This window comes from Sphingobium sp. CFD-2 (assembly GCF_024611135.1).
Classification (GTDB): domain Bacteria; phylum Pseudomonadota; class Alphaproteobacteria; order Sphingomonadales; family Sphingomonadaceae; genus Sphingobium; species Sphingobium fuliginis.
The window spans coordinates 34,486-57,269 of the sequence record NZ_CP084406.1 but is presented as its reverse complement, the minus strand read 5'-3'; the positions used below and the strand labels follow the sequence as shown (position 1 = coordinate 57,269).

The window sequence follows — 22,784 nt, the reverse complement described above, 5'->3', positions numbered from 1 at the left end:
CTCGACCTTGCCCGGTGACAAGGTGCAGCCTATACCCTGGTGCAACGCCCGCAGAGGCGCGGCAGCAGCAGGGGGGAGAGATCGGCCATGTTCCGTTTCACGCCGCGCCAGTTGGAAATCTTCCTGGCGGTCGGCCGGGCGCAGTCTTTCCGTCAGGCGTCGGAAAATCTGCGCATATCGCAGGCCGCCGTCAGCGAGCAGATGCGCGCCTTGGAACAGCAGATCGGCGCCACCCTGTTCCACCGCAGGGCGGGACGCAGCATGCGCCTGACAGCCGAAGGCGAACGCTTCCAGGAAGGCGTCAAGACCTTCGTCCAGAAGGGGCATGAGCTGGGACGGCTGTTCCGCGGGGCGACGCCGCAGAAGCTGCGCATCTTCATCGGCACCTTCCTGCTTAACGAATATGTGCGGCCCGCGCTGCCGCGTTTCCTGATGGAGAATGCCGATATTGCCCTGGATTTCGTCCACAACGCGTCTGGAGCGGACGTCGACGATCAGGTGGCGCGGGGCATTCTGGACTGCGCGATATTCTCCCGCGAGCAATCCGATCCGCAAGGCGGGTTCGAACCGATCTTCGCAGAGCCGGCCTTCGTCTTCGCCACGCGGGAGTTGCGCGACCAGGCGAAGCTAAGGGGCTTGCAGTCGCTCCCCTTCATCAGTTGGAACATTCCGCCGCTGCGGACCTGCGACCAACTGCGCATGCTCGCATCGGCCGGAGTCATGCAACCGGTTTTGCACAGCGAGGTGCAGCATCACGAGGTTGCCGTGGAACTGGCCACGCAGGGCGCGGGGGCCGTCATCATGCTGCATTCCACTGTGCAGAGGCTGGATCGCCAACACCGCCTGGTGCCGATTGTCAAGGTCGGCACCTGGGAGAGGCGGCTGTTCCTCTCCCAATCTCTCGATCAGGGCACGCGCGACCGCCTGGCTTTGTTCTTTCGCGAAGTCGTCGGCAACGGGGAAGCGCGCCGTGGGTGATTTCGATCCATCAGCTCTTCGATCTAAAGGCTCCAGTCACTTGCGACAGGATGGCGTTCTTCAGCTACACGACGTTCATGCCGGCAGATCGGACGCACCAATATCTTTTGCGATACCTGTCCTTTTGGGCGATCATTGGCGGTCCCATGGGTGCCTCTGATCCTAACAACGACCGTCTCCAATCTTCACCGCAGAATTGCGGTCGGCAGCCCAAATCGCAAGCGTCAATATGCGGCGCCTGTCTCCGTTCGCGCGGGCCGCCGGTCGATCTCGGGCATGGCATAGCCCAGGGTCGGAGCAACGCGCCGGACCAGCGGTTCCCATTCCTGCCGCGCCGCGACATATGCCTCGATGCCGTCCGCCTTCACCGCGATCCCGGCGTTTCTGAGCGTCCGGGTCGCATGCAGATAGCTTTGGCGGAGGCGCTGGGCCTCGGCGGCGGCATCGCTGCGGACGTCGGCGGTCGGGAAGTTCGCATCCAGCGTCTCCAGCAGCAGCCGGGCGCCGCGTCGCATCGAGGCGGCCGGGGCGAAGGCCGCCGCAGCGCCATGGCGCCGCGAATCCAGCGCGGTTTCGATCAGGGTAGCCGCGTCGAGCAGGACGAAGGTCAACCGCGACACGGCGTAGAGCGGCTCCTCGAAGCGGAAGTAGAACAGCAGCGGATAGAAATGGTGCGCCTCCTTGGTCGCGGCGAGCGATCGGGCGAGATTGCCCAGCTCGCTGGCCGCGTTGCTCGCCTCGCCTTCCGGCATGAGGCGCGCCAGCATCACCGCCGCATCGCCGGTTCCATCGGTCATCAGGTCAACCGCGAGCGCCAGGACATTGCGTTCGCGCAGGCCGGAATAGACCTGGACGAGATAGCTCAGCACCAGTGACAGCACCGACGCGCCGATCAGCGAATTTATGAGGAAGAGCAGGCGCGTGCCGGTCGTGTGCGGCGAATAATCGCCGCCGCCGACGATCGACAGACTGTTCCCCGCGACCAGAAGCGCTGTCACGAAGTCGGTCGGGGACTCGCCGCTGGACGGCCGGATCGCGGTGCCGAGTTCCGGCCGGATCACGAGCGCAGCGCCCAGCGAAAGGCCGATCGCCCAAAAGCCTATCAGCGAAACGACGATGAGCGGGCCGGCGAATGAGAGCATCGTGCCGCGACGGCGGCCCAACAGCCCGGCGATGCCGTGGAGCAGCGCCCACATCCCACGGTTCCAGTGGGGCGCGAGCAGCCCGGTGCCCGCCCGCGCATAGAGCACGGTCAGGAAGATGTCGGCGAGGAACAGCAGGATCAACGCCGCGCCGAATATCTGTTCGATGATCATGTCCTACCCTCAACAGGCAATCGGGCGGCCGGGGATCTGCGCCCGGTCGGCAGTCCGGTTCCCACCGGCGCGCTCTTTCGGCTCCTCGACCCTTATATGGCGGCGGCATCCCCGTGGACCGGTGGCGCGGACTTCCGCAGGGCCTGGGCGACCGCTTCGCCGACGCCGCGCGCGCTCGCCGGGTTCTGGCCGGTGATCAGCCGCCCGTCCTCCACGACATGCTTGCCGAACGGCAAGACAGCCTTGGTGTAGCGCGCGCCGCGCGCCTTCAATTCTTCCTCCAGGTTGAACGGCACGATGTCTTCGCGATTGTCGGCCTGTTCCTCGGCCCAGGAGAAGGCGGTCAGGTCCCTGTCCTGCACAAGCCAACGGCCGTCGCCCAGCTTTGCCTCCATGAACCCCACCGGGCCATGGCAGACGGCGGATACGATCTTCCCGCTGTCGTGGAATTCGGCAAGGAGGCGGCCAAGCTCAGGCGAGCGGAAATCCCACATCGTGCCATGGCCGCCCGCCAGATAGATGGCGTCATAGTCCGCGACGCTGACCTCGCCAAGCGGCAGGCTGTGGTTGAGGCGGTCCATGAACTGCCTGTCACGATAATGGCGGGTGACGTCGCCGCCAAGGCGGCTGTTGTGCCCCATTTCGGGCATCATCAGCCCCTGGGGATCGAGCGGCACCCAGCCGCCCGACGGGCTCGCAATCTCGCTTTGGAAGCCGTGCTCCTCGACCGCATCCCAGAAATGGGTAAGCTCCCCAAGCCAGAGGCCGGTCCTGAACCCCACTCGATCATATTGGTCGACATTGGTCACGACGATAAGGATTTTGCCGGTTCGATCCATGATCATCCCTCATTCGTTCAAAGTGCGGCCGGGCTCCGCTGTCGCCGGCGAACGCCTTCGCCGGGTCGGGGATTCGCGACGCTAGGCGACCAGGTGAGGAACAGCGTCCGCCGTCTGGCCCTCCGCCCGATAATCCGGCGGAATGTCGAAGTCCTCGCGGGCAAGCCCGCGTGAGGCCTGCGGTCCCCGCGGAAGGCCCGACCGATCGGAATAGTCCCGCTCCCCGGAATGTGGGTCGCGGCGGTGCACAGCCTTGACGCCCGTATAGGCGAGGATGTCGAGCAGGGTGATTCCCGCCACCAGGGCGATGGCGATCGCGGCATTGCCGCGCTTGGGATTGTCGCGGTGCAAGCCGGTTGCCAGGGTGGCCAGGTCGAGCGCGTCGCCGCCGATCCGGGCTGCGAGCCCCAGCGGCTTGTCCACCGACAGCGTCGGGATCGCGCTGGACAGTTCGCGCACGCCATAGGCACGGATCAGGCCTTCCTTGTCGTCAAGGCCCAGCGCGCGGGCGATGCGGCCGGGCGCCACCAGTTCGGTGATGCCCAGGCCGATGGAAAACCAGCCGAGCGCGCGCGCCAGCCGGTCGGCACTGCTCATCGAACTTGGACCCTTCTGCTCGACGCGGGGGTCCCCGTCGGAGCGCGCGATACCGGTGAGATTGGTGAGAGGCATGGGTGCTTCCTTCAGGGTTGGAGCATGACCTTGATGCAGCCATCCGCCTTGTCGCGGAACGTGGCGTACATCTCGGGACCTTGGGACAGGTCGACCTTGTGGGTGATGACGAACGAGGGGTCGATCTGGCCGTCCTCGATCCTGCGGAGGAGATCGCCCGTCCAGCGCGGGACGTGCGCCTGCGCCATGCGGAAGGTCAGGCCCTTGTTCATGGCTTGCCCCATCGGAATCTTGTCGACCAGGCCAAGATAGACGCCGATGATCGAGATGACGCCGGCAGGCCGGCAGACATAGATCATCTCGCGCAGCACATGCGGCCGGTCGTTCTCCACCATCAGCATCTGCTTGGCGCGGTCGATCAGCGTGTCCGGCTGGCCCAGATTGACATGGCTCTCGGTGCCGACGGCGTCGATGCACTTGTGCGGCCCCTCTCCGCCGGTAAGCTCGTTCAGCCGCTCGACGACGCTTTCCTCCTCGAAGTTGATGGTGATGGCGCCCGCCGCCGCGGCCATGGACAGGCGTTCGGGAAGGTGGTCGATGCCGATCACCTGCTCGGCGCCCAGCAGGATGGCCGACCGGATCGTCATCTGGCCGACCGGGCCGCAGCCCCAGACCGCCACCGTATCGCCCGGCTGGATGTCGGCCTGAACGGCGGCCTGCCATCCCGTCGGCAGGATGTCGGAGAGGAAGAGGAGCTTCTCGTCCTCGATCCCGTCGGGCACCTTGATGTGCGTGGTGTCCGCGAACGGCACGCGCAGATATTCGGCCTGACCGCCCGGATAGCCCCCGGTCAGGTGGGTGTATCCGAACAGCCCCGCCGTCCTGTGGCCGAAGGCCTTGTCGCCCAGTCCGCCCTTCCGGTTCGTCCGCTGACAGACCGAGAAGTTGCCGCGCCGGCACTGGTCGCATTCCCCGCACTGGATCGTGAAGGGTATGACGACGCGGTCGCCTTTCTTGAGCGAATCCTTGGCCGCGCTGCCCACTTCGACGACTTCGCCCATCGTCTCATGGCCCATGATGTCGCCGGGCAGCATGGCAGGGATCAGATTGTGGAAAAGGTGAAGGTCGGAACCGCAAATCGCGCAGCTTGTAACCTTGATTATGGCGTCGCGGGGGTTTTCGATCGAAGGATCGGATACGGTATCATATCGGATGTCCTCCTTGCCGTGCCAGACTAGGGCTTTCATGCCGGTCTCCTTGGTTGGATGGCGCCCATCTGGGGCTCGCCCCGCCCGCAACCCATAAGGGCGATCCCTAGGGAACCTTCCCCGGCCACCGGCTTTTGCCGACTGGGCGGCAAGCGTTTGAGGAGAGCCGGCGCCGTGGTGCAAGAGTTACGACCAACGGCCGCCCGGGAAGGCAATGAAGCGCTCTGTTCAGACGACGACGGGCCGGCGCGCGATGCCAGCGAATGGCGGCGGTTCGCGGACGCCCTTCGCAGTAGCGAAGCCCGTCTGAGGGCGGCGACAGAACTGGTGGGCATCGGCATCTACTCGTGGAACCCGGACACCGGATCGCTGGAGTGGGACGAGCGGCTAAGGGCGATGTGGGGCCTGCCTGCCGATACGGCGGTCGATATGACGGTGTTCGAAGCCGGCATTCATCCCGACGATCGCCAGCCAGTCCGCGATGCGATCACGCGCTGCGTCGATCCCCGTGGCGACGGCAGCTATAATGTCGAATATCGCGTGATCGGGAAAGAAGACGGCATCACGCGCCGCATCGCCACCTCCGGCCGCACAAGCTTCGCCGACGGGCGCGCGGTCGGGTTCATCGGCGCCGCGATCGACGTGACGGCGCAGCGGCGGGCGGAGGCCGCGATCCGCGCGAGCGAGGCGCAATTCCGCAGCTTCGCCGCGCATAGCAGCAACCTGATCTGGATCGGCGATCCGGTCGCCGGCGCCATCATCTACCGGAGCGCCGCCTATGAGCGGATCTGGGGCGTGCCCTGCCAGGAGGCGGCGAGCGACTTCGCCGAATGGATGAAGGACGTGCACCCGGAGGATCGCCCGCAGGTCGGCCACGCCCTCGCCGCCGTGAAGGCCGGAGACGTCGTGCAGTTCGAATACCGGATCGTGCGACCCCGCGATGGCGCCATGCGCTGGCTTCGGGACACCAGCTTTCCGATTTTCGACGAGGCGGGCGCTGTGACCCGGATCGGCGGGATCACCGAAGACCTTACCCAGGACGATGTCCGCCATGTCTATGTGGTGAGCGGCAAGGCGGCCGAGGCGCGCAAGCTGAGCGCGCTGGTTCGGGCGCTGGGTTATCGCGGACGGACGTTCGACAGCGGTTCCGCCTTTCTCGACATGGCGCCCGTCCTCTCGCCGGGCTGCGTGCTCCTGGACCTGCGCAAGGGGCGGGACGAGGGGCTGTCCGTGCCACGCGAGCTCAGGGCGCGGGCGATCACGATACCCACCATCGCGCTGGACATGGCGGGTGCGGATGTGACGTGCGCGGTTTCCGCGATGAAGGCGGGCGCCGTCGACTACATCCTTGCTGGAGACGAGGCGTCGATGCGCGCCAGCCTTGCCGGCGCCATTGCGGAGTGCCAGGCTTCGGCGCGGGCGCCAACGCGGGACGAAAACGCCAGCGCCCGCATCGCGCGACTGACGCCCCGCGAACGCGAGGTGCTGGTCGGCCTGGTCGACGGCGGGACCAACAAGATCATCGGGCAGAAGCTCGGCATCAGCCCCCGGACGGTCGAACTGCACCGCGCCCAGGTGATGAATCGGCTGAACGCGAACAGCCTGACCGAACTGCTTCAGCTCGCCCTGGCCGCCGGGATCACGCCGGCGAGCGGCGAGGGCGGTGAACAGCGGGGCGTCACCTAGGCTCAGAACCCGCCAGTAATGGGTCCTGAGCCTGGGCCCGTCTGCGATGGCCAGCTTCGATCTCCATGCCGGCACAGGCCCACCCGACCGGGAAATTCTCACGAAAACCGGCCCGTTCGCCGGCTCGGGGCCCTCGAATACAACCGATCTATGATCATTCTTCGTGATTGACCGGGCAAGTCTCATTGGTGGCGGTCGCCGGTCGCCGCCAAAATGGAGGAGGTGCACGGCGAAGGAGATCATCATGGCCACGACAGTCAACGAAACGCTCAAGGCCCGCTATGCCGCTTTGCAGGCGGAGCGGGAGAGGAGCTGGCCCCCGGCCCAGCTTGAGGGCAATGCCCGGCAACGCAAGCAGTTGCTGGACCGTTTCGATCCCGCCGCCGTGGCCCAGCCGGGCACCGTGCTGCCGCCTCTGTCCTTCGTGGAGGTGGGGGGCGATACCCTCGGCCTGGACGAACTGACGTCAGGCGGCGCCGCGCTGTTCCTCTTCTTCCGCTATGCCGGTTGTCCGGCCTGCAACATCGCCTTGCCCTATTATGCCGATGCGCTGTTCCCCGGCCTTCGCCAGCGCGGCATTCCGCTCGTGGCGTTGAGCCCGCAACCGCCGTTGCTGCTGCGGGAGGTCAAGACGCGGCACGATCTGCCCTTTCTCGTCGCAACCGACGCGGATAACGCGCTGGCGCGGCTGCTGAACATCAGTTTCCAGCCCGATCACCGTCCCTCGCCGCCGCCGGCCGGCTGGATCGGTGAAGTGACGGGCACGGGCAGTTGGGAACTGCCCCAGCCCGCTTTCCTGCTCGTCGGCGCGGGGCGCGTGCTGCGCTGGTTGCAGGTCAGCCCCGACTGGCTCGACCGCCCCGAAGCGGAAACCGTCCTCCACCATGTGGACCAGCATATCGGCTGACGGAACACCTCGCCTTTCCCATGGCCAATGCGGGGAAGGCGAGGGGACGGCCCGCCTCCTCAGGCATCATCGATCGATCGTTTCACAGCGGCAGAACCGGCTCATGCGCCGGCATCGCTCCCCGCCCTGTCCGTCACTCACGCCCTGTCGGACGCCTGGCGTTCGGCATAGCGGCGCGCCGCGATCTCGGCGCCTTCGCGCAGCAGCGGGCCAAGCTGCCAGAAGTCATGCAAATGGCCCGTGCTGCCCGGCTCCGGCTCCCGGTCCCAGCCATGGTCGTGGCGCAGCCGCCCCAGATGCCCGGACGCCAGGATCGCCTCTGGCGAGATCGCTTCGGCCTGCCTCTGGTCCGGACCGACATAGATCGCGTCGGCTTCGCAATGAAGCTCGCACAGGAAACAGGTCTGGCATTGGTCCAGCCGCGCGATCCGGGGCGCGCCATCGGGCCCGGCATCCAGCACATGGGTGGGGCAGGCCGAAACGCATGCCTGGCAGGCGGTGCAACGGTCTTCGAAGATATGGGCGATCATGCGGCGGCTTCCTGCAAGGCGGGGGTTTCGAAACGGGTCCAGACCTTGTCGGTGCCGCCGGTCAGCAGGCGGCTGGCAAGCGCGGCGTCCGTCGCGGGGCGGTCCGCACGCATATGCATGCCCCGGCTCTCGTCGCGTCTATGGGCGGCCGCGGTCACCCAGCGCGCAGCGGCGATCATCGCGGCATGTTCGCGCAGCCCGACCCTGTCCAGCCCCACGCCCTGGCCATGATCGGCCAGCAAGCGCCACGCGCCGTCCAGCGCGTCACGCGCCCGAGCCAGCTTGGGCGCGCTGCGCCAAAGGGCGTCGTCATAACCGATGGTGGCATGCTGAACGACCGGCAGGACCGCCTTCAGATCGACCGGGCGCGGGGAAGCGGCCGGGCGCAACCCCGCCTGGCCGACGGCCCGCGCCGCCGCGCCCAGACGCCGCCCGTCGCGCTTCGCCCGTGCCGCCGCGGCCGCACCGGCGATCCGGCCGGAGGTCAGCGCCCAGGCGGCATTTTGCGCGCCGCCGCCGCTCGTCGCCCCGGCGACCAGTTCCCGGGTCGCGCTGTCGCCGGCGGCATAGAGTCCGGACAGGCTCGTCTGGCAATGCGCGTCCACGACCTGCAACCCGCCGGTCCCCCGCACCGTGCCTTCCCCAAACAGCTTGATCTCGAACCGGTCCCGGAAAATATCCAGCCCGCGCCGCTCGAACGGCGTGGGGGAGGCGGGCTGGATGCGCCGCAATATCGGCTTCAACCCCTCCGGCGCATCGCTGAGGTCGGCGATGACCGGCCCGGCCAGCATGGCGCTCGCCAGTGCCCTCAGATGCGCGCCTTCCCCGCCTATGGGCGGCGGAATGTCCAGTTCCCGGCCGTCTTGGTCGAAGAAGCGCGCGGCGAAATAGGGCAGGGTGCGTGTCGAGTTCCACGCGGGGGAGAGGGAATAGGAAACGGAAAATTCCATGCCGGACAGCGCGGCGCCCGCCTCCGCCGCCATCAGCAGCCCGTCGCCGGTATTGCCATGGCTGCCGATCAGCCCGGAACGGAAGGCGCATCCGCCCGTCGCCATGATCACGGCGCCCGCCCGGGCCCGCCATGATTGCCCCGTCAGGCGCGCATGCCCGGCCGCGCCCGCGACCGATCCGTCGTCATGCACCAGCAGTTCCAGCGCCGGATGATGGTCGAGGATACGGACCCCCGCATCGGTCGCGTAGCGCCGCAGCGCGCGCATATATTCCGGACCGCGGACGCCGGGATAGAAGGTGCCGCCCCTGCCGTCGCCGCCAAAGGGATAATAGCGGGCAAGCGTGGGCAGGGCGATCCAGCTTTCCTCGATGATGCGCGCCATCCAGTGCCGCTCGGCCAGTCCGAAGCTGCGCGCATGGCGTTCCTCGACGGCGGCTTCGCGCTTGCCGGGTTCGGGGGCGACCCACCAGTGATTGGGGCCGCCCGTCGCCGTGACGCCGCTGGTGCCGACGAATCCCTTGTCGACCAGCAGCACGTCGGCGCCTGCCTGCGCCGCGGCGATCGCCGCCCAGCAGGCAGCCATGCCGCCGCCGATGATCAGCACGTCGGCCTGAAGGTCGATCCCTTCCTCCGTCATTCCGCGGCGATCGCGTGCTGTTCCCGCGCATGCCGGTTTTCCGGAACCGGCAGGCCCAGATGTCCGCGCAAGGTGCGGTGCGCATAATCGTCGCGGAACAATCCGCGCGCCTGCAGGATCGGCACGACCCGCTCCCGGAACAGCCTGAAATCCTTGGGCCGCGTCACTCGCAGCAGGAAACCGTCGGCGGCGCGCCCGGTGAACCAGCGCTCGATTTCGTCCGCTATGGTCTCGGGCGATCCCACGAAGTCCGTCCGCCACTGGCCGAAGCGATAGGCCGCCTGGCGCAGCGTCAGCCCTTCCTCCCGCGCCACGCGGATGATCCGTTCGGCATGGCCCTTGTAGCTGTTCAGCGTGACGCCGCTCAGGTCGGGGAAGGGCGCGTCCAGATCGTAGCGGGAAAAGTCGTGATAGTTGAACGCCCGCCCGATCTGCACCAGCAGCTTGCCGACGTCGAGCGCTTCCTGCGCGGCCGCGGCGATGGCCTGCGCCTCTTCGTCGGTCTCTGCGATGATCGGCGCCAGTCCGGGCAGCACCTTGATCAGGTCGGGATTGCGCCCCAGCGCCGCCGCCCGCGCCTTGATATCCGCATAATAGGCCCGCCCGGTCTCGAAATCCTCCGCGCTGGTGAAGGTGCCCTCGGCAATGGCCGCGCCCAGGTTGCGGCCCTCTTTGCTGTCCCCCGCCTGGAAGATCACCGGCTGTCCCTGCGGCGACCGGCTGAGCGCCAGCGGCCCGGCGACCGAAAAATGCGCGCCCTTGTGGTCCAGCCGGTGCTGCTTGGCCTTGTCCAGGAAAATGCGCGCCTCGCGGTCGCGGGGGAAGGCGTCGTCCTCATAACTGTCCCACAGGCCCTGCACCACATCGACGAATTCGCGGGCGCGGGCATAGCGCAGCTTGTGGTCGAAATGCTCCTCCCGCCCATAATTGCGGGCGGCGCCCTCCAGCCCGGTGGTGACGACGTTCCATCCGGCCCGGCCCCGGCTGATCTGGTCGAGCGACCCGAATTGCCGCGCGACATTATAGGGCTCCCAGTAAGAGGTGGTGAGCGTGCCCACCAGCCCGATGCGCGACGTCGACGCCGCCACCGCCGACAGCAGGGTCAGCGGCTCCAGCCGGTTCAGGAAATGCGGCGCGGTATCGGGCGTGATGAAGGGCGAATCCACGATGAAGACCAGGTCGAACTTCGCCGCCTCCGCCGCCCGGGCATTGTCGATATACCAGTCGATGTCGATGCTGGCGTCGCCCGGCAGCTCGGGGTCGAGCCAACTGACATGATCCGCCCCGACCCCTTCCAATATCGCGCCAAGATGCAATTGCCGCTGCGCCGTGTCCGCCATGTCCAAATCCTCCGAATATGGGAAAAGTCTAGACCAGGCGGTGGGACAGTGACCAACGAGGCCTTCTCATAGGCTGTTTGAAGCTTCTGAACGGAACCGCTTATTTCGCCTTGACGGCGACCGCCTCGATCTCGACCAGAAAGCCCGGATTGGCGAGAGCGGCGACCTGCACCGTCGACCGGGCGACCTTGTTGGGCTGCGCCGCCGTGCCGAAGAACTGGGCGTAGCCTTCGGAAAATCCCTTGAAATCCTGCTTTCCGCCCAGCTTGGGATCGCCCACCAGAAAGACGGTCAGCTTGACCACGTCCTGCAGGCCATAACCCTGTGCCGCCAGCAGCGCCTCGATCTTGCGGAAGATGCCGACCGTCTGCGTCCGCGTGTCGCCATAGGCGGCGGGTGTCGTGGGGTCGGCCGCCTTGTCGGCCACGGGCGGCACCTGCCCGCTCAGATAGAGCGTCTCCGCCCCGGCGGGCACGGTCACGCCGGTCAATATGGGCGATGGGCCCTCGGCGCCATGCCGGACGACCTCCGACGCGGCATGGGCGCTGCCGGCGCCGCCGACCAGCAGGCCCAGCGCGGCGAGGGGACGGATGAGGGGATGGGACATGATGGAAACTCCTTCTTTCAGGCGTGACGGGGGGTGACGTTTGCGGGCGACGGTACCAGCGCATCGGCGGCGCGCCGGGCGGAAAGCACCGCGCCTTCCTGCCAATGGCCCGAATATTGGGACAAATGGCTGCCCGCGAACAGGAAAGGGCCATCGGGCTGGTTGAGCAGGCGAAAATCGTCCAGGCTGTTGCCGTCCGCATGCCAGTCCAGCCAGGGCCCCAGATTATGGGGCGTCTTGCGCCAGTTGACGACGACCGGGGATTGCAGGTCCGCGCCATGGCCGGGATGGATGCGATCGACGGCCGCGCGGGCCAGCGCGATCTGCTCCGGGATCGGCCGCGCGGCAAAGCTCTTCGCCGCGTCCAATGCCATATAGGCGGCGAGCAGGACCGCCTGCGGCTGCTGGAAACGGTCGGACGGATACCAGATGACGGAGGTTTCGCCGCCGACGAAGGACAGGCCGCCATAAACCTGCTGCTCTTCCCAGAAGGGACGGCTCTGGAAGGCGACCTTGACCGTATCCTGATAATGAGCGGCGGCTATCGCCCGCTTCACCGGCGCGCTGAAATCGCCCTTGATGCCCGCCAGCACCGGCAGGGGCAGGGTGATGATGGCGCGGTCGGCCCGCACGACCTGCGCGCCGCCCTTCGCATCGCGCCAGACGATGCCGACGCCCGCGCCGGCCCGCCTGATCTCCACTATGTCCGCCCCGGTGACGACGGGCTTGCGCAGCGATGCTGCCAGCGCACGGGGAATCCGGTCCATGCCGCCGACGGGCGCCAGCATGGTCGCCTGCATGTAGATCTCTTCCTCGAACAGCAGGCCCGCCAGATTGGGATTGGCGAGCAACTGGTCGAGCGTTCGCGGCGCCACCGCCTGCTGCACCTCGTCGAACGCGCCCGGCGGCCGCGCCAGCCCCGACCGCGCGCTGCCGCCATAATGGCCGTCCGCCGCAAGGTCGCCATAGCCGGTGAGGAAGCTTTCCAGCGCCTTGCGCGTCGGCGCATCGATCGTCTGGTCGAACGACCCGGCGCGCAGTCCCTTTTCCAGCAGGGCGGACAGATGCCCGCGCAGGTCGTTCGCCGCCTGCCGCAGCCGCAGCGGCCCGTCCGCATCCGCGATGAAGGCGCTGCGGCTGCTGTTCACCAGCACCTCCAGCGGCACATGCAGGTCCCGGCAGAGGCCCAGAACGCCGTCATGATGGCTGGGAATCCGCGCCGCGCCCGCATTCAGGTACAGCCCGTCGCCAAAGCCGACCCGCTGCGTCGTCCCGTCTGTGTCGGTAAAGCTGTCGCCGCCGCGCAGCGTCCACACCCGCCCGCCGACGCGCTCGCGCGCCTCCAGCACGGTGACGTCGACGCCGCGTTGCTCCAGTTCCCTTGCGGCGACCAGCCCGGCGATGCCCGCGCCCAGGATGACGACGCTCCCCACCCCGTCCGTCCGGGTCGCACCAACGACCGGAGCGGGAAGCGCCGCCGCGAGCGTGGCGCCGCCCAGCGACCGGAGCAGGGCGCGCCGGTCGAGCGGCGCCACGCCCTTAAAGCTCCGCTGAGACACGGAGATACCAGAATCCGCCCAGCACGCCGAGCGGCGAGGCGTCGGGATAGACGAACCCGCTCGCCGGAGCGCCGGTGGAAGGATAGAGCAGCCGGGTCTCGCGGTCGGGATAATTGTCGAAGATATTCTCCCCGCCCACGGCGATCCGGAGCTTGTCCGCGACCTTCACGCCGACCTCCAGATCGAAGGAGACTTCCGCGCCGAAAGTCTTGTTCCCGCCATTGGAGGCAAGCTGGTTATTGGTGAACTTGCCGAAATAATTGGCGCGGGCGACGACATCGACCGGCCCCGCCTCCGCCGTCTGGGTGAACACGCCGCGCCAGCGGGGCAGCAGTGTCTCGATGTCGCGCTTGCGCTCGTCGTCGATCAGTTGCAGGGACCGTCCGCCCGGCAAGGTGATGGTCCGGCGATAGCTGAGCTTCGTACGGTTGTAATTGACCGCCAGCGACGATCCCAACTTGCCCCATCCCGTATTCGCCCGATAATTCGCTACAAAGTCCACGCCCTGGGTCCGGGTGCCGAAACCATTGGTGAAATATTGGACCGCGCCCAGCGAATTGGGATCGACCACGCCCAGCGCGGCCAGTTGCACCCGATCCGCATCCGTCACCGAAACCCGACTGGTCAGTCCGATGCGGTTCGTCACCTTGATATTATAATAGTCCGCCGTGATGGTGAAGGACGGTGTGGGCGTCAGGACAAGACCGCCGCTGAAATTGACCGACTCCTCGGGCTTCAATGCGGTCGCGCCATAATATCTGGCGGCGGCGTCTTCGGGCGACAATGTGGCGATCTGCACCGGCACCGGATTGGTACCGATGAAGGAGGTCTGCAGGTTGCGCAGGTAAAGCTGCCCCGGCGTCGGCGCGCGGAAGCCGGTGCTGGCCGCCCCGCGCAACGCGATGGCGTCGCTGAACGCATAACGCGCCGTCGCCTTCACATTGGTCGTGCCGCCGAAGTCGTCATAATGTTCGTAACGCACCGCCCCGCCCAGGGTGAAGCGCGGCGTCACGTCCACCTCCAGGTCCAGATAGGCCGCCTGGCTGGCGCGCGACCGGTCGACGATCGATGTCGGGCCATAGCCGGGAAAGCCGTTGGAGCCGACCGGATGCGTGACGAGGAAGGTCGAACCGTCGGCGCGCCGCACCGTCTGGGACGCATAGATGCCCTGCGTATAGGACGCCGCGTCGCCCGCGCCGATCAGGAAGCTCTCGCGCCGATATTCGAAGCCGCCTGCAATGTTGAGCGGGCTGGCAAGGCCGATCTCCAGCGGATAGCTGAGGTCCAGATTGGCGTTCAGCTCGCGCTGCTCCAGCGACCCGTCATAGAAGTCGGTCGGTGAATCCGGCCCCAGCGACGGGTTGAATGTGTCGCTGATATAATATTTGATCCGGTTCTGGCCGTAACCGATGCTGGCGTCATAATGCAGTCCGCCGATTTCGCCCTTATAGCCGCCGACAGCGGAAATGTCCGTATTGGTGCTGCGGAACCGCGGCGTGAAGCCATTGGGAAAGATATTGGCGTCATTCCAGGTCCGCCCATCGGCATTCCATGTCCCATCGGCATTGCGGTCGAGATAATAGAGCGAAATCGACTTGCCGAAGGTGAAGGGACTGCCGGCCGGCCCTGTCGTCGTCACGGCGATCGGACGCCGATAGTTGAAGTCGATGACCTGATCCGAATAGCCGTAATTGCCGAAGAAATAGAGCGCGTCGTCGCCCAGCGGCAGTTCTGCGTTGACGAAGAAGCGATAGGCTTCGGTGTCGGGACTGCCGAACTTTGTCACCGGCCGCTTGACGTCATAGCCCAGCGTTTCCAGAACCACCGCGTCCGGACGCTGTACGGCGCGATTGGTGTCATGGGCGTTGATATATTCGCCAGTCAGGTTGATGAAGCCGCCTTCATTGCCCAGCTTCAATCCCCAATTGCCCGACAACTGGATGTCGCGCCCGTCGCCCTCATAATATTCGCCATAGCGCGCGTTGAGGCTCAGCCCTTCCGCATTGCTCTTGAGCGCGAAGTTGATGACGCCGGCAATCGCGTCCGATCCATATTGGGCGGCGGCGCCGTCGCGCAACACCTCGACCCTCTGGACCGCCGCGCCGGGAATCTGCGACAGGTCGGCGCTCTGCGACCCGGCGGCGAGCGACCCGCCGCTCACCTGCACCAGCGCGGAACGGTGGACGCGCTTGCCGTTGATCAGCACCAGCGTCTCGTCCGGCGGCAGGCCGCGCAACGTCGGCGGCCGGACGAAGGCCGATCCGTCGAACAGCGCGTTGCGCTGAAGGTTGAAGGAGGGAACCAGATTCTTGATCGCGGCCTTGATGTCGCTGGTCGCCTGCGACGCCAGGTCGCCGGCGCTGAAGACGTCCACCGGCACGGCGGATTCGCTGACCGTGCGATCCGTCCGGCGCGTACCCGTGACGATGATCGCGTCGCGTTCACTCGCCGCCGCGGCCGCCGCATTGTCGGCGGGCTGCGCCTGCGCCTGCGCGCCTTGGGCAAGCGCCACCGCCGCCAGGGCCACGCCGGCCCCGGCCCAGATTTTCACCGAATGCATGAAGTCCCCCTGCTTATGATTTGTCGCATGATCCGCGCGGGCGGGACATGGCTTCGGTCCCGTCCCTGCGCTGAATTATCTACTATATCGGTAGATTATTGAGGCAATCGAGTTTTCGTCATAGATGGAACGATGCGGAATATAGGGCGATTTCCGGACGATCGATCCCGCTCCGTTCGCGATCCAACCCGCGGCAAGGGGGAGCGACCTTGCCGCTCCCCTCCGTCAAAGCCCGGCCTGCGGTCGGGCCGCGGGCGATCAGGCGGCGCTCTTTTCGGCCGCCTTGCTGCTGTAGCGATTGTCCGGCTGGGCCAGGCCCAGATGTTCGCGGAAGGTGGTGCCTTCATATTCGGTGCGGAATAGCCCGCGCGCCTGCAGGATCGGGATCACCCTGTCGACGAACAGGTCGAGCTGCCCGGGCAGCGGCTCGAACACGACGAAGCCGTCGGCGGCGCCGCTTTCGAACCATTGCTGCAACCGGTCGGCAACGGTCTCGGGCGATCCGACGAAGGCGCCGCGCGGCGTCGCCAGCCTTTCGGCCACTTGCCGCAGGGTCAGCTTTTCGGCGCGCACCAATGCCAATATCCGCAACGTCGCGCTCTGCTGGCTATTGATGCCGATATGCTCGACGTCCGGGAAGGGCGCGTCCAGATCATATTGGCGGAAATCATGGTCGTTAAAGGTCCGCGACAGGAAGCCAAGGCCGGTATCGATCGATTCCAGCGACGCCAGTTCGCGATAACGCGCCTCCGCATCCTCGTCCGTCTCTCCGACGATCGGGGCGATCCCCGGCAGGATAAACAATTGGTGCGGATCGCGGCCGAAACCCTTGGCCCGCGCCTTCACATCGGCATAATAGGCCCGGCCCGCCTCCTCGTCCTCGGCATGGGTGAAGATGACCTCCGCCCGCTTCGCCGCGAAATTGCGCCCGTCGTCCGAAGCCCCCGCCTGGAAGATGACCGGCTGGCCCTGCGGCGTCCGCTTGATGTTGAGCGGCCCGCGCACCTGGAAGAACTCGCCCTTGTGGTCCAGCCGGTGGAGCCGCTCCGGATCGACGAACTGGCCGCTTTCCTTGTCCGCGACATGGGCGTCCTCCTCCCAGCTGTCCCACAGGCCCTGGACCACGTCCAGATATTCCCCGGCGATGCGGTAGCGCACGGCATGGGGCGGATGCTCGGTCTTGCTGAAATTGGCGGCGGTATCGCCCAGCCAGGACGTCACGATGTTCCATCCCGCCCGGCCGCCGCTCAGATGGTCGAGCGAGGCGAACTGGCGCGCGACGTTGAACGGCTCGGAATAGCTGACCGTCAGCGTCCCCACCAGCCCGATGCGGGATGTGGTCGCCGCCAGCGCGGACAGGATGGTGATCGGCTCGAAGCGGTTGAGATAATGCGGACTGGACTTCTCCGTGATCGACAGGCTGTCCGCGACGAAGAGGAAATCGAACTTGCCGCGTTCGGCGGTGGCCGCCTGCTTCTGGTAAAAGGCCAGGCTGGTGCTGGCATTGACGTCGCGGCCGGGGTGCCGCCAGTCGTTCCAGGTGCGGCCGACGCCGTGCAGGATGAAGCCGAGCTTGATGTGACGGTGCTGGGACATGATCGGTTCTCGCTCAATGATTGGCGCGGACCGGTCTATTATTCCGCCCATCGGCCGACCAACGCATAATGGTCGGCCATTTATCGATTCTGCAAAACCATTGAGCGCGGCTCGTAATTGGGCAGCGACGGCAAATATGCCGGATGCGGCAACTCCCCGGCGCGCGGTTCCAGCTTCGCCAACACTGTCCACAGCCACAGCGCATCGTTCGCCGCGCGATGGCGGGCCGGGCAAAGCCGGTCCGCATGCCGCTGCGCCGCGAATATGTCCTCGCTCGTCACCGCCAGCGCGTCGAGGATGGCGGAGACATGCTCGATCGGACGGGCGCTTTCCCGGCCAGCGGCCTTCGCCAGCATATCCCACCAATAGGCGTCGATGCCGCTGTCCGCGACAAGGCGCCGTCCGCCGACCGCCCGGTCGAGTTCGGCGAAGACCCGATCGGCCGGCATGCCCTCCTGCTCCAGCTGCTCCGGGCTTGTGCCGTGCAGGTCCAGCGCTTCCCGCGTCCAGTCCCATGCACGCCAGTCGGTCAGGGGACGGATCAGCCAGGACCGGGCGCCTTTCGCATCGGCTATTCCGACCTCGATGGGAAAGGACCGGCCATGACGGGGAAGGCAGCTCGCTTCGAAATCGATCGTCACATAATCCATCGGCGCGATCTCCGTTATTCCGGCAATTGCCACGATCCCGACCGGATGTGGCGACGCTCCTTCCGTTCCGATCTACAGGCTTCGGACGGCGAACAGCTATTTTCTCTGCCCGAAGAACCATGAATGATTGGAATAGGAGGGCCGATGAATTGTTCCGCCAAGGCAATGATATTGAACGAACCGTATTTCCACATGGATGAGTATTGCCAATAATATTCGTATATTCAAAGCATGCCGACCAATCATCATAACCGGACGGCGCATCCATCCCTTAGCAATGGTCCTGCACGGAAATCGTCCGGCGACCTTGAAAGGTGATGATATGTCCTCCGCAGCAGCAGATATTCTGGACCGCGCCGATGGGATCATCGGCATCCGCCCCCTGCAACCGACCATCGGCGCCGAAATCGACGGCGTCGATCTCAGCAGGCCGCTTTCCCCCGGACAGCGCGACGCGATCCGCGCCGCCCTGTTGCGCTACAAGGTCGTGTTCTTCCGCGACCAGCCGCTGACCAATGAACAGCATGCCGCCTTCGCCGCGGCCTTCGGCCCGCTCTACACCCATCCCAGCACCACCGCCGATTCCAGGATCGCGCCCATCCACAAGATCGCGGCGGCCGACGCGGCCCGATATGAAAAGCGCATCCATCGGGACGTAAGGCCGGGCGACGCCTATCACAGCGACACGAGCTGGCGGCTGGTGCCGACCTGGGGCGCCGTGCTGCGCGCCGTCACCCTGCCCGATGTCGGCGGGGACACCATCTGGGTCGACGCGCATCTCGCCTATGAAGGGCTGTCGGACGACGTCAAGGCGCGGCTGGAGGGGCTGCACGTCACCCATGACTTCCGGGAAGCTCTGGTCGGCGCCGGGCACGGCTATCCGATCGTCGCGCATCCCGTCGTGCGCACCCATCGCGAAACCGGGCAGAAGATCCTCTGGGTCAACTATACCCAGCGGCCGCAGATATTGGGCGTGGAACTGGCGGAGAGCCGCGAATTGCTGGAGGAGATCGTCCGGCAATATAAGCGGCCCGAATATCAGGTCCGCTTTTCCTGGCGTCCCAACTCGGTCGCCTTCTGGGACAATCGGGCGGCGGTTCACTATGCCGTGCGCAACTATGGCGATTTCCCGCGCGTGCTGGAACGCATCCTGATCGCGGACGAACCGCTCTACGCGAACCTCTGATCCTTGGCGGGCCGGTTGCGGCTGCCGCCGCCGCCGGTCCCGGAGACGCCATGACGCGCACCATCCTCTCCCGGCGCAGGGTTCTTCTTCCCTGGATCGTCCTCTTCGCCCTGATCGCGCTCGCCGCCATCGGCTTCGCCTCGCTCCGCCCGCATGGCGGGGGCGATCCGGGCCGCCCCGTCCTGAAGATCGGGGACCAGCGCGGCGGCGCGCAGGCGTTGATGCGCGCCGCCGGCGAACTGGACGATCTGCCCTACCGGATCGAATGGGCGCAGTTTCCGGCGGCCTCTCCCTTGCTGGAGGCGCTGGCGGCGGGCGCGATCGATGTGGGGGGCGTCGGCGCTCCGCCCTTCGCCTTCGCCTATGCGGGCGACGCGAAGATCAAGGCGGTCTTCGCCTATCGCCCGCAGGGCCCCGGCGTTGGCCGCGCCTCCGCCATCGTCGTGCCGAAGGACTCGCCGGTCCGGTCCGTCGCGCAGCTCAAGGGGCGCAAGCTTGCCACCGTGCGCGGTTCGGCCGGGCAGGATCTGGCGCTCCGCCTGATCGAACAAGCGGGCCTTGCGTCGTCCGATGTCCGCTGGACCTATCTCGACAACGGCGCGGCCAAGGCGGCGCTGGAAAGCGGCGCGATCGACGCCTGGTCGACCTGGGGCAGCTATGTCGGCATCGCGGTCATGGAAAATGGCGACCGGGTGCTGGCCGATGCCAGCGGCCTTCCCGCCCAGACGGGTTTCTTTGCGGCATCGGACTCCGCGATCCACGGCAAGCGGCCCATACTGGCCGATTTCCTGGCGCGGCTGAGCCGGGCGCGGCGCTGGGCGGCGGCGCATCCCGACGCCTTCGCCCGGACGCTGGCGCAGGAGACCGGCCTGCCCTTCAAGGTCGCCCGCTTCTCCATCACCGCCTATATCGGCACGGCGGAACCGATAAACGATGCACTGGTTCGCGAACAGGCCGAAATCTTTGCCCGTTACCGCCGCGCCGGCATCATCCCCGCGCTGCCCGACATTCGCGGCGCCTATGACCCGTCCTTCAACGCCACGGCCCTGGCCCGGCGGGACTGACGCTCTCCTTTTTCATTTCGAAGGATCTCCGATGAAAAGCCTGCTTCTCGCCGGCGCCGCACTTTCCGGCGCCGTCCTTCCATCCTTCGCCGCCGCGCAGGAGCTTGCCGCCGCCGACGATGCGGAAGCCGCCGGATCGGCCATCGTCGTCACCGGCACGCGCCGGGGCGGGGGACGGACGGTGGCGGACAGCCCCGTGCCCATCGACGTCATCAGTCCCCAGGAATTGCAGGCCACCGGCCGCACGGGCCTCAAGGAAGTGCTGGGCAACATCATCCCCTCCCTCACCATGCCGGCGCTGGGCGGCGGCGGCACCTCGGCCAGCGTGCGCCCCATCTCCATCCGGGGCCTATCGGGCGATTATCTGCTGGTGCTGGTCAATGGAAAGCGGCGGCACACGACCGCGCTCATCAATAACCTTTCGCGCATATCGGGCGGTTCCACCCCGGTCGACATCGACCTCATCCCCACCAACGCCGTGGGCCGGATCGAGGTGCTGCGCGACGGCGCCGCCGCCCAATATGGGTCGGACGCGATTTCCGGCGTCATCAACATCCTGCTGGACGACGCGCCGGAGGGCGGCTCCTTCTCAGCCACCGCCGGGCAGCTTTACGAAAAGGGCGGCGCACTGGTGCAGCAGGGGCTAAGCTACGGCACCCGCATCAGCGGCGACGGCTTCGTCCGCATCGCCGTGGAGGGGAAGTATCACGACCGCGCCGACAGCTCCGCCGAACCCGTGCCCTATGTCTATCCTTTCGTGAACGGCGCCCCGGACCCGCGCGAAACCCATGCCGATCATCTGATCGCGGGCGGCTATGGCCGGTCCAACCGGGACAAGATCGTCAACGGATCGGTCAATGCCGAACTGCCCCTCGGCGCGCTGACCGCCTACAGCTTTTCCACCCTCAGCTATCGCGACATCGATGACAAGCGCGGCGCGATCTTCCCGGCGACCACCGGCTATGGCGGGCAGGCGAATGTGCAGGGCCAGACATCCCTTCCCGGCCTCTATCCCTCCGGCTTCCAGGCGCGCCGGCGCATCAAGGAATGGGACTGGCAATCCGCCATCGGCCTGCGCGGCGATCTGACGGCAGGCTGGTCGTTCGACCTCTCCACCAGCTATGGGCGCGACCATGTGAAGCTGGGCGCCGAAGGCACCCTCAACCCTTCGCTCGGCCCGTCCAGCCCGACAAGCTTCTTCATGGGCAAGCAGATACAGGACCTCTGGGTCAACAATCTGGAATTCACCCGCGGCTACGACATCGGCACGGCCCGTCCGCTCGACGTGGCCATCGGGTTCGAGCATCGCTGGGAGAAGTTCCGCAACCGCGCGGGGGAGCCGGACAGCTATCGCGACGGCGGCTATGTGATCCCCGCCGACGGAACGCCCTTCGGCAACGCCTATGGCGGGCGGTCGCCATCGCCGGGACTGGTTTCCTTCACCGGAACCTCTCCGGCGGACGAGGCGACGCTCAGCCGCAACAACATCGCCGCCTATGTCGACCTGTCGACCGACCTGACGCCCGGCTGGTTCGTCGGCGTCGCCGGGCGCTTCGAACATTATGACGACAGCGCGGGCGACACGGTGTCGGGCAAATTCTCGACCCGTTACGAATTCGCGCCCGGCCTTGCCGTCCGTGGCGGCGTCAACACCGGCTTCCGCGCTCCCTCGCTGGCGCAGGGCGGCTTTTCGACCACGCAGAACACGGCGACGATCATCGGCAATAACCGGGTCAGCACCACATCGAAATTCCTGCCGGTCGGCAGCATCGCCGCGCAGGCGCTGGGCGCCACCCCGCTCAAGCCGGAAAAGTCGCTCAACTATACGGCCGGCCTGTCCTTTGAGCGCGGCCCGTTCCGCCTCACCGTCGACGCCTATCAGATCGCGGTGGACGACCGCATCGTCAAGACCGAATTCCTCGGCACGGCGGCCAATGGAGGGGCGGCCATCCGCGCCATCCTGGTCGCCAACGGCATCGACGATGTCGACAGCGCCCAATTCTTCGCCAACGCCATCGACACCCGCACGCGCGGCATCGACGTCGTGACGGAATATACGCTGCGCACCGGCGCGCTCGGCAGTTTCCGCCTGAACGCGGCCTATAGCTATAACCGCACGAAAATCACCCATGTCGTCGACACGCCGCCGGAACTCGCCTCGCTCAACGTCACCCTGTTCGGGCGCCAGGCGCAGCGCGACCTCGTCGCCGCGACCCCGCGCACGAAGCTGGTGCTGACGAACGACTGGTCGCTGGGCCGCCTGCATGCGCTGGCGCGGCTGACCCGCTTCGGCCGCTATGTGGAATCGAGCAATGTCGCGACCGGCGACCGGCGCTTCGGCGCGAAATGGATCGCGGACCTCGATGTCGGCTATGACATCAGCGATCGGCTGACGCTGTCGGTCGGCGCGAACAATCTGTTCGACGTCTATCCCGACCGCCATGGCGTGATCGCCTATGACGGATCGGGCGCCTACGGCAATTTCGCGCCGTTCGGGCTGAGCGGCGGCTTTTATTATGGGCGCGTTTCGGCGCGCTTCTGACCGCCGCCGCGCTGC

Annotated in this window: 18 protein-coding genes; 6 read left to right on the top strand and 12 right to left on the bottom strand. The window is 66.6% G+C overall.

Features of this window, described 5'->3' with window-relative positions; translation table 11 throughout:
• The first annotated feature begins 87 nt into the window (after nt 1-87).
• Nucleotides 88-978 carry a LysR family transcriptional regulator gene (locus LDB29_RS20545; RefSeq protein WP_037481824.1) on the top strand — a complete coding sequence of 297 codons (891 nt, stop codon included), beginning with the start codon at nt 88-90 and terminating at the stop codon, nt 976-978.
• 224 nt (nt 979-1,202) lie between these two features.
• On the opposite strand, the gene LDB29_RS20540 is transcribed toward LDB29_RS20545, so the two are convergent.
• The 4 genes from LDB29_RS20540 to LDB29_RS20525 all read right to left on the bottom strand — a co-directional run bounded on the left by LDB29_RS20540 (nt 1,203) and on the right by LDB29_RS20525 (nt 4,992).
• Nucleotides 1,203-2,294 carry a potassium channel family protein gene (locus tag LDB29_RS20540; protein ID WP_257557523.1) on the bottom strand — a complete coding sequence of 364 codons (1,092 nt, stop codon included), beginning with the start codon at nt 2,292-2,294 and terminating at the stop codon, nt 1,203-1,205.
• A 92-nt stretch (nt 2,295-2,386) separates the two neighbouring features.
• A complete protein-coding gene (locus LDB29_RS20535) occupies nt 2,387-3,133 on the bottom strand; it encodes a type 1 glutamine amidotransferase domain-containing protein (RefSeq protein WP_257557522.1) in 747 nt (248 codons plus the stop codon).
• 81 nt (nt 3,134-3,214) lie between these two features.
• On the bottom strand, nt 3,215-3,805 hold the full coding sequence (locus LDB29_RS20530) for a hypothetical protein (protein ID WP_257557521.1): 591 nt from the start codon (nt 3,803-3,805) through the stop codon (nt 3,215-3,217).
• An 11-nt stretch (nt 3,806-3,816) separates the two neighbouring features.
• A complete protein-coding gene (locus tag LDB29_RS20525) occupies nt 3,817-4,992 on the bottom strand; it encodes a zinc-dependent alcohol dehydrogenase (protein ID WP_025548007.1) in 1,176 nt (391 codons plus the stop codon).
• A gap of 135 nt (nt 4,993-5,127) precedes the next feature.
• On the opposite strand from LDB29_RS20525, the gene LDB29_RS20520 reads away from it, so the two are divergent.
• Nucleotides 5,128-6,639, top strand: coding sequence for a PAS domain-containing protein (locus LDB29_RS20520; protein WP_257557520.1), 1,512 nt, complete (start codon nt 5,128-5,130; stop codon nt 6,637-6,639).
• 244 nt (nt 6,640-6,883) lie between these two features.
• Entirely contained in the window at nt 6,884-7,546 is a 663-nt protein-coding gene (locus LDB29_RS20515; protein ID WP_048576910.1) for a peroxiredoxin-like family protein, read from the top strand.
• Between the two features lie 137 nt (nt 7,547-7,683).
• On the opposite strand, the gene LDB29_RS20510 is transcribed toward LDB29_RS20515, so the two are convergent.
• From LDB29_RS20510 to LDB29_RS20475, 8 genes are all read right to left on the bottom strand, one after another.
• On the bottom strand, nt 7,684-8,076 hold the full coding sequence (locus LDB29_RS20510; protein ID WP_257557519.1) for a ferredoxin family protein: 393 nt from the start codon (nt 8,074-8,076) through the stop codon (nt 7,684-7,686).
• A complete protein-coding gene (locus LDB29_RS20505) occupies nt 8,073-9,665 on the bottom strand; it encodes an FAD-binding protein (protein ID WP_257557518.1) in 1,593 nt (530 codons plus the stop codon). The genes LDB29_RS20510 and LDB29_RS20505 overlap by 4 nt, the downstream gene beginning before the upstream one ends.
• Nucleotides 9,662-11,005 (bottom strand): LLM class flavin-dependent oxidoreductase, encoded by a 1,344-nt coding sequence (locus LDB29_RS20500; protein WP_257557517.1) that lies wholly within the window; start codon nt 11,003-11,005, stop codon nt 9,662-9,664. The genes LDB29_RS20505 and LDB29_RS20500 overlap by 4 nt, the downstream gene beginning before the upstream one ends.
• Before the next feature lie 100 nt (nt 11,006-11,105).
• Entirely contained in the window at nt 11,106-11,612 is a 507-nt protein-coding gene (locus LDB29_RS20495) for a RidA family protein (RefSeq protein WP_025547998.1), read from the bottom strand.
• Between the two features lie 17 nt (nt 11,613-11,629).
• Nucleotides 11,630-13,147: an FAD-dependent oxidoreductase gene (locus LDB29_RS20490; RefSeq protein ID WP_306812585.1), complete on the bottom strand. Its 1,518-nt coding sequence runs from the start codon at nt 13,145-13,147 to the stop codon at nt 11,630-11,632.
• Between the two features lie 4 nt (nt 13,148-13,151).
• Nucleotides 13,152-15,731 (bottom strand): TonB-dependent siderophore receptor, encoded by a 2,580-nt coding sequence (locus LDB29_RS20485; RefSeq protein ID WP_140043069.1) that lies wholly within the window; start codon nt 15,729-15,731, stop codon nt 13,152-13,154.
• A 258-nt stretch (nt 15,732-15,989) separates the two neighbouring features.
• The gene (locus tag LDB29_RS20480) at nt 15,990-17,327 is read right to left on the bottom strand and encodes an LLM class flavin-dependent oxidoreductase (RefSeq protein WP_048576877.1); all 1,338 of its coding nucleotides are present in this window, start codon (nt 17,325-17,327) and stop codon (nt 15,990-15,992) included.
• An 80-nt stretch (nt 17,328-17,407) separates the two neighbouring features.
• Complete coding sequence (locus LDB29_RS20475) at nt 17,408-17,977, bottom strand: hypothetical protein (RefSeq protein ID WP_257557512.1); 570 nt, start codon at nt 17,975-17,977, stop codon at nt 17,408-17,410.
• A 322-nt stretch (nt 17,978-18,299) separates the two neighbouring features.
• On the opposite strand from LDB29_RS20475, the gene LDB29_RS20470 reads away from it, so the two are divergent.
• The 3 genes from LDB29_RS20470 to LDB29_RS20460 are packed head-to-tail and all read left to right on the top strand — an operon-like array spanning nt 18,300 to nt 22,769.
• Nucleotides 18,300-19,163 (top strand): TauD/TfdA family dioxygenase, encoded by an 864-nt coding sequence (locus LDB29_RS20470; protein WP_257557510.1) that lies wholly within the window; start codon nt 18,300-18,302, stop codon nt 19,161-19,163.
• A gap of 50 nt (nt 19,164-19,213) precedes the next feature.
• Entirely contained in the window at nt 19,214-20,227 is a 1,014-nt protein-coding gene (locus tag LDB29_RS20465; protein ID WP_140043068.1) for an ABC transporter substrate-binding protein, read from the top strand.
• Between the two features lie 31 nt (nt 20,228-20,258).
• Nucleotides 20,259-22,769, top strand: a complete 2,511-nt coding sequence (locus LDB29_RS20460; protein ID WP_025547984.1) for a TonB-dependent siderophore receptor — start codon at nt 20,259-20,261, stop codon at nt 22,767-22,769.
• The last annotated feature ends 15 nt before the right edge of the window (nt 22,770-22,784 follow it).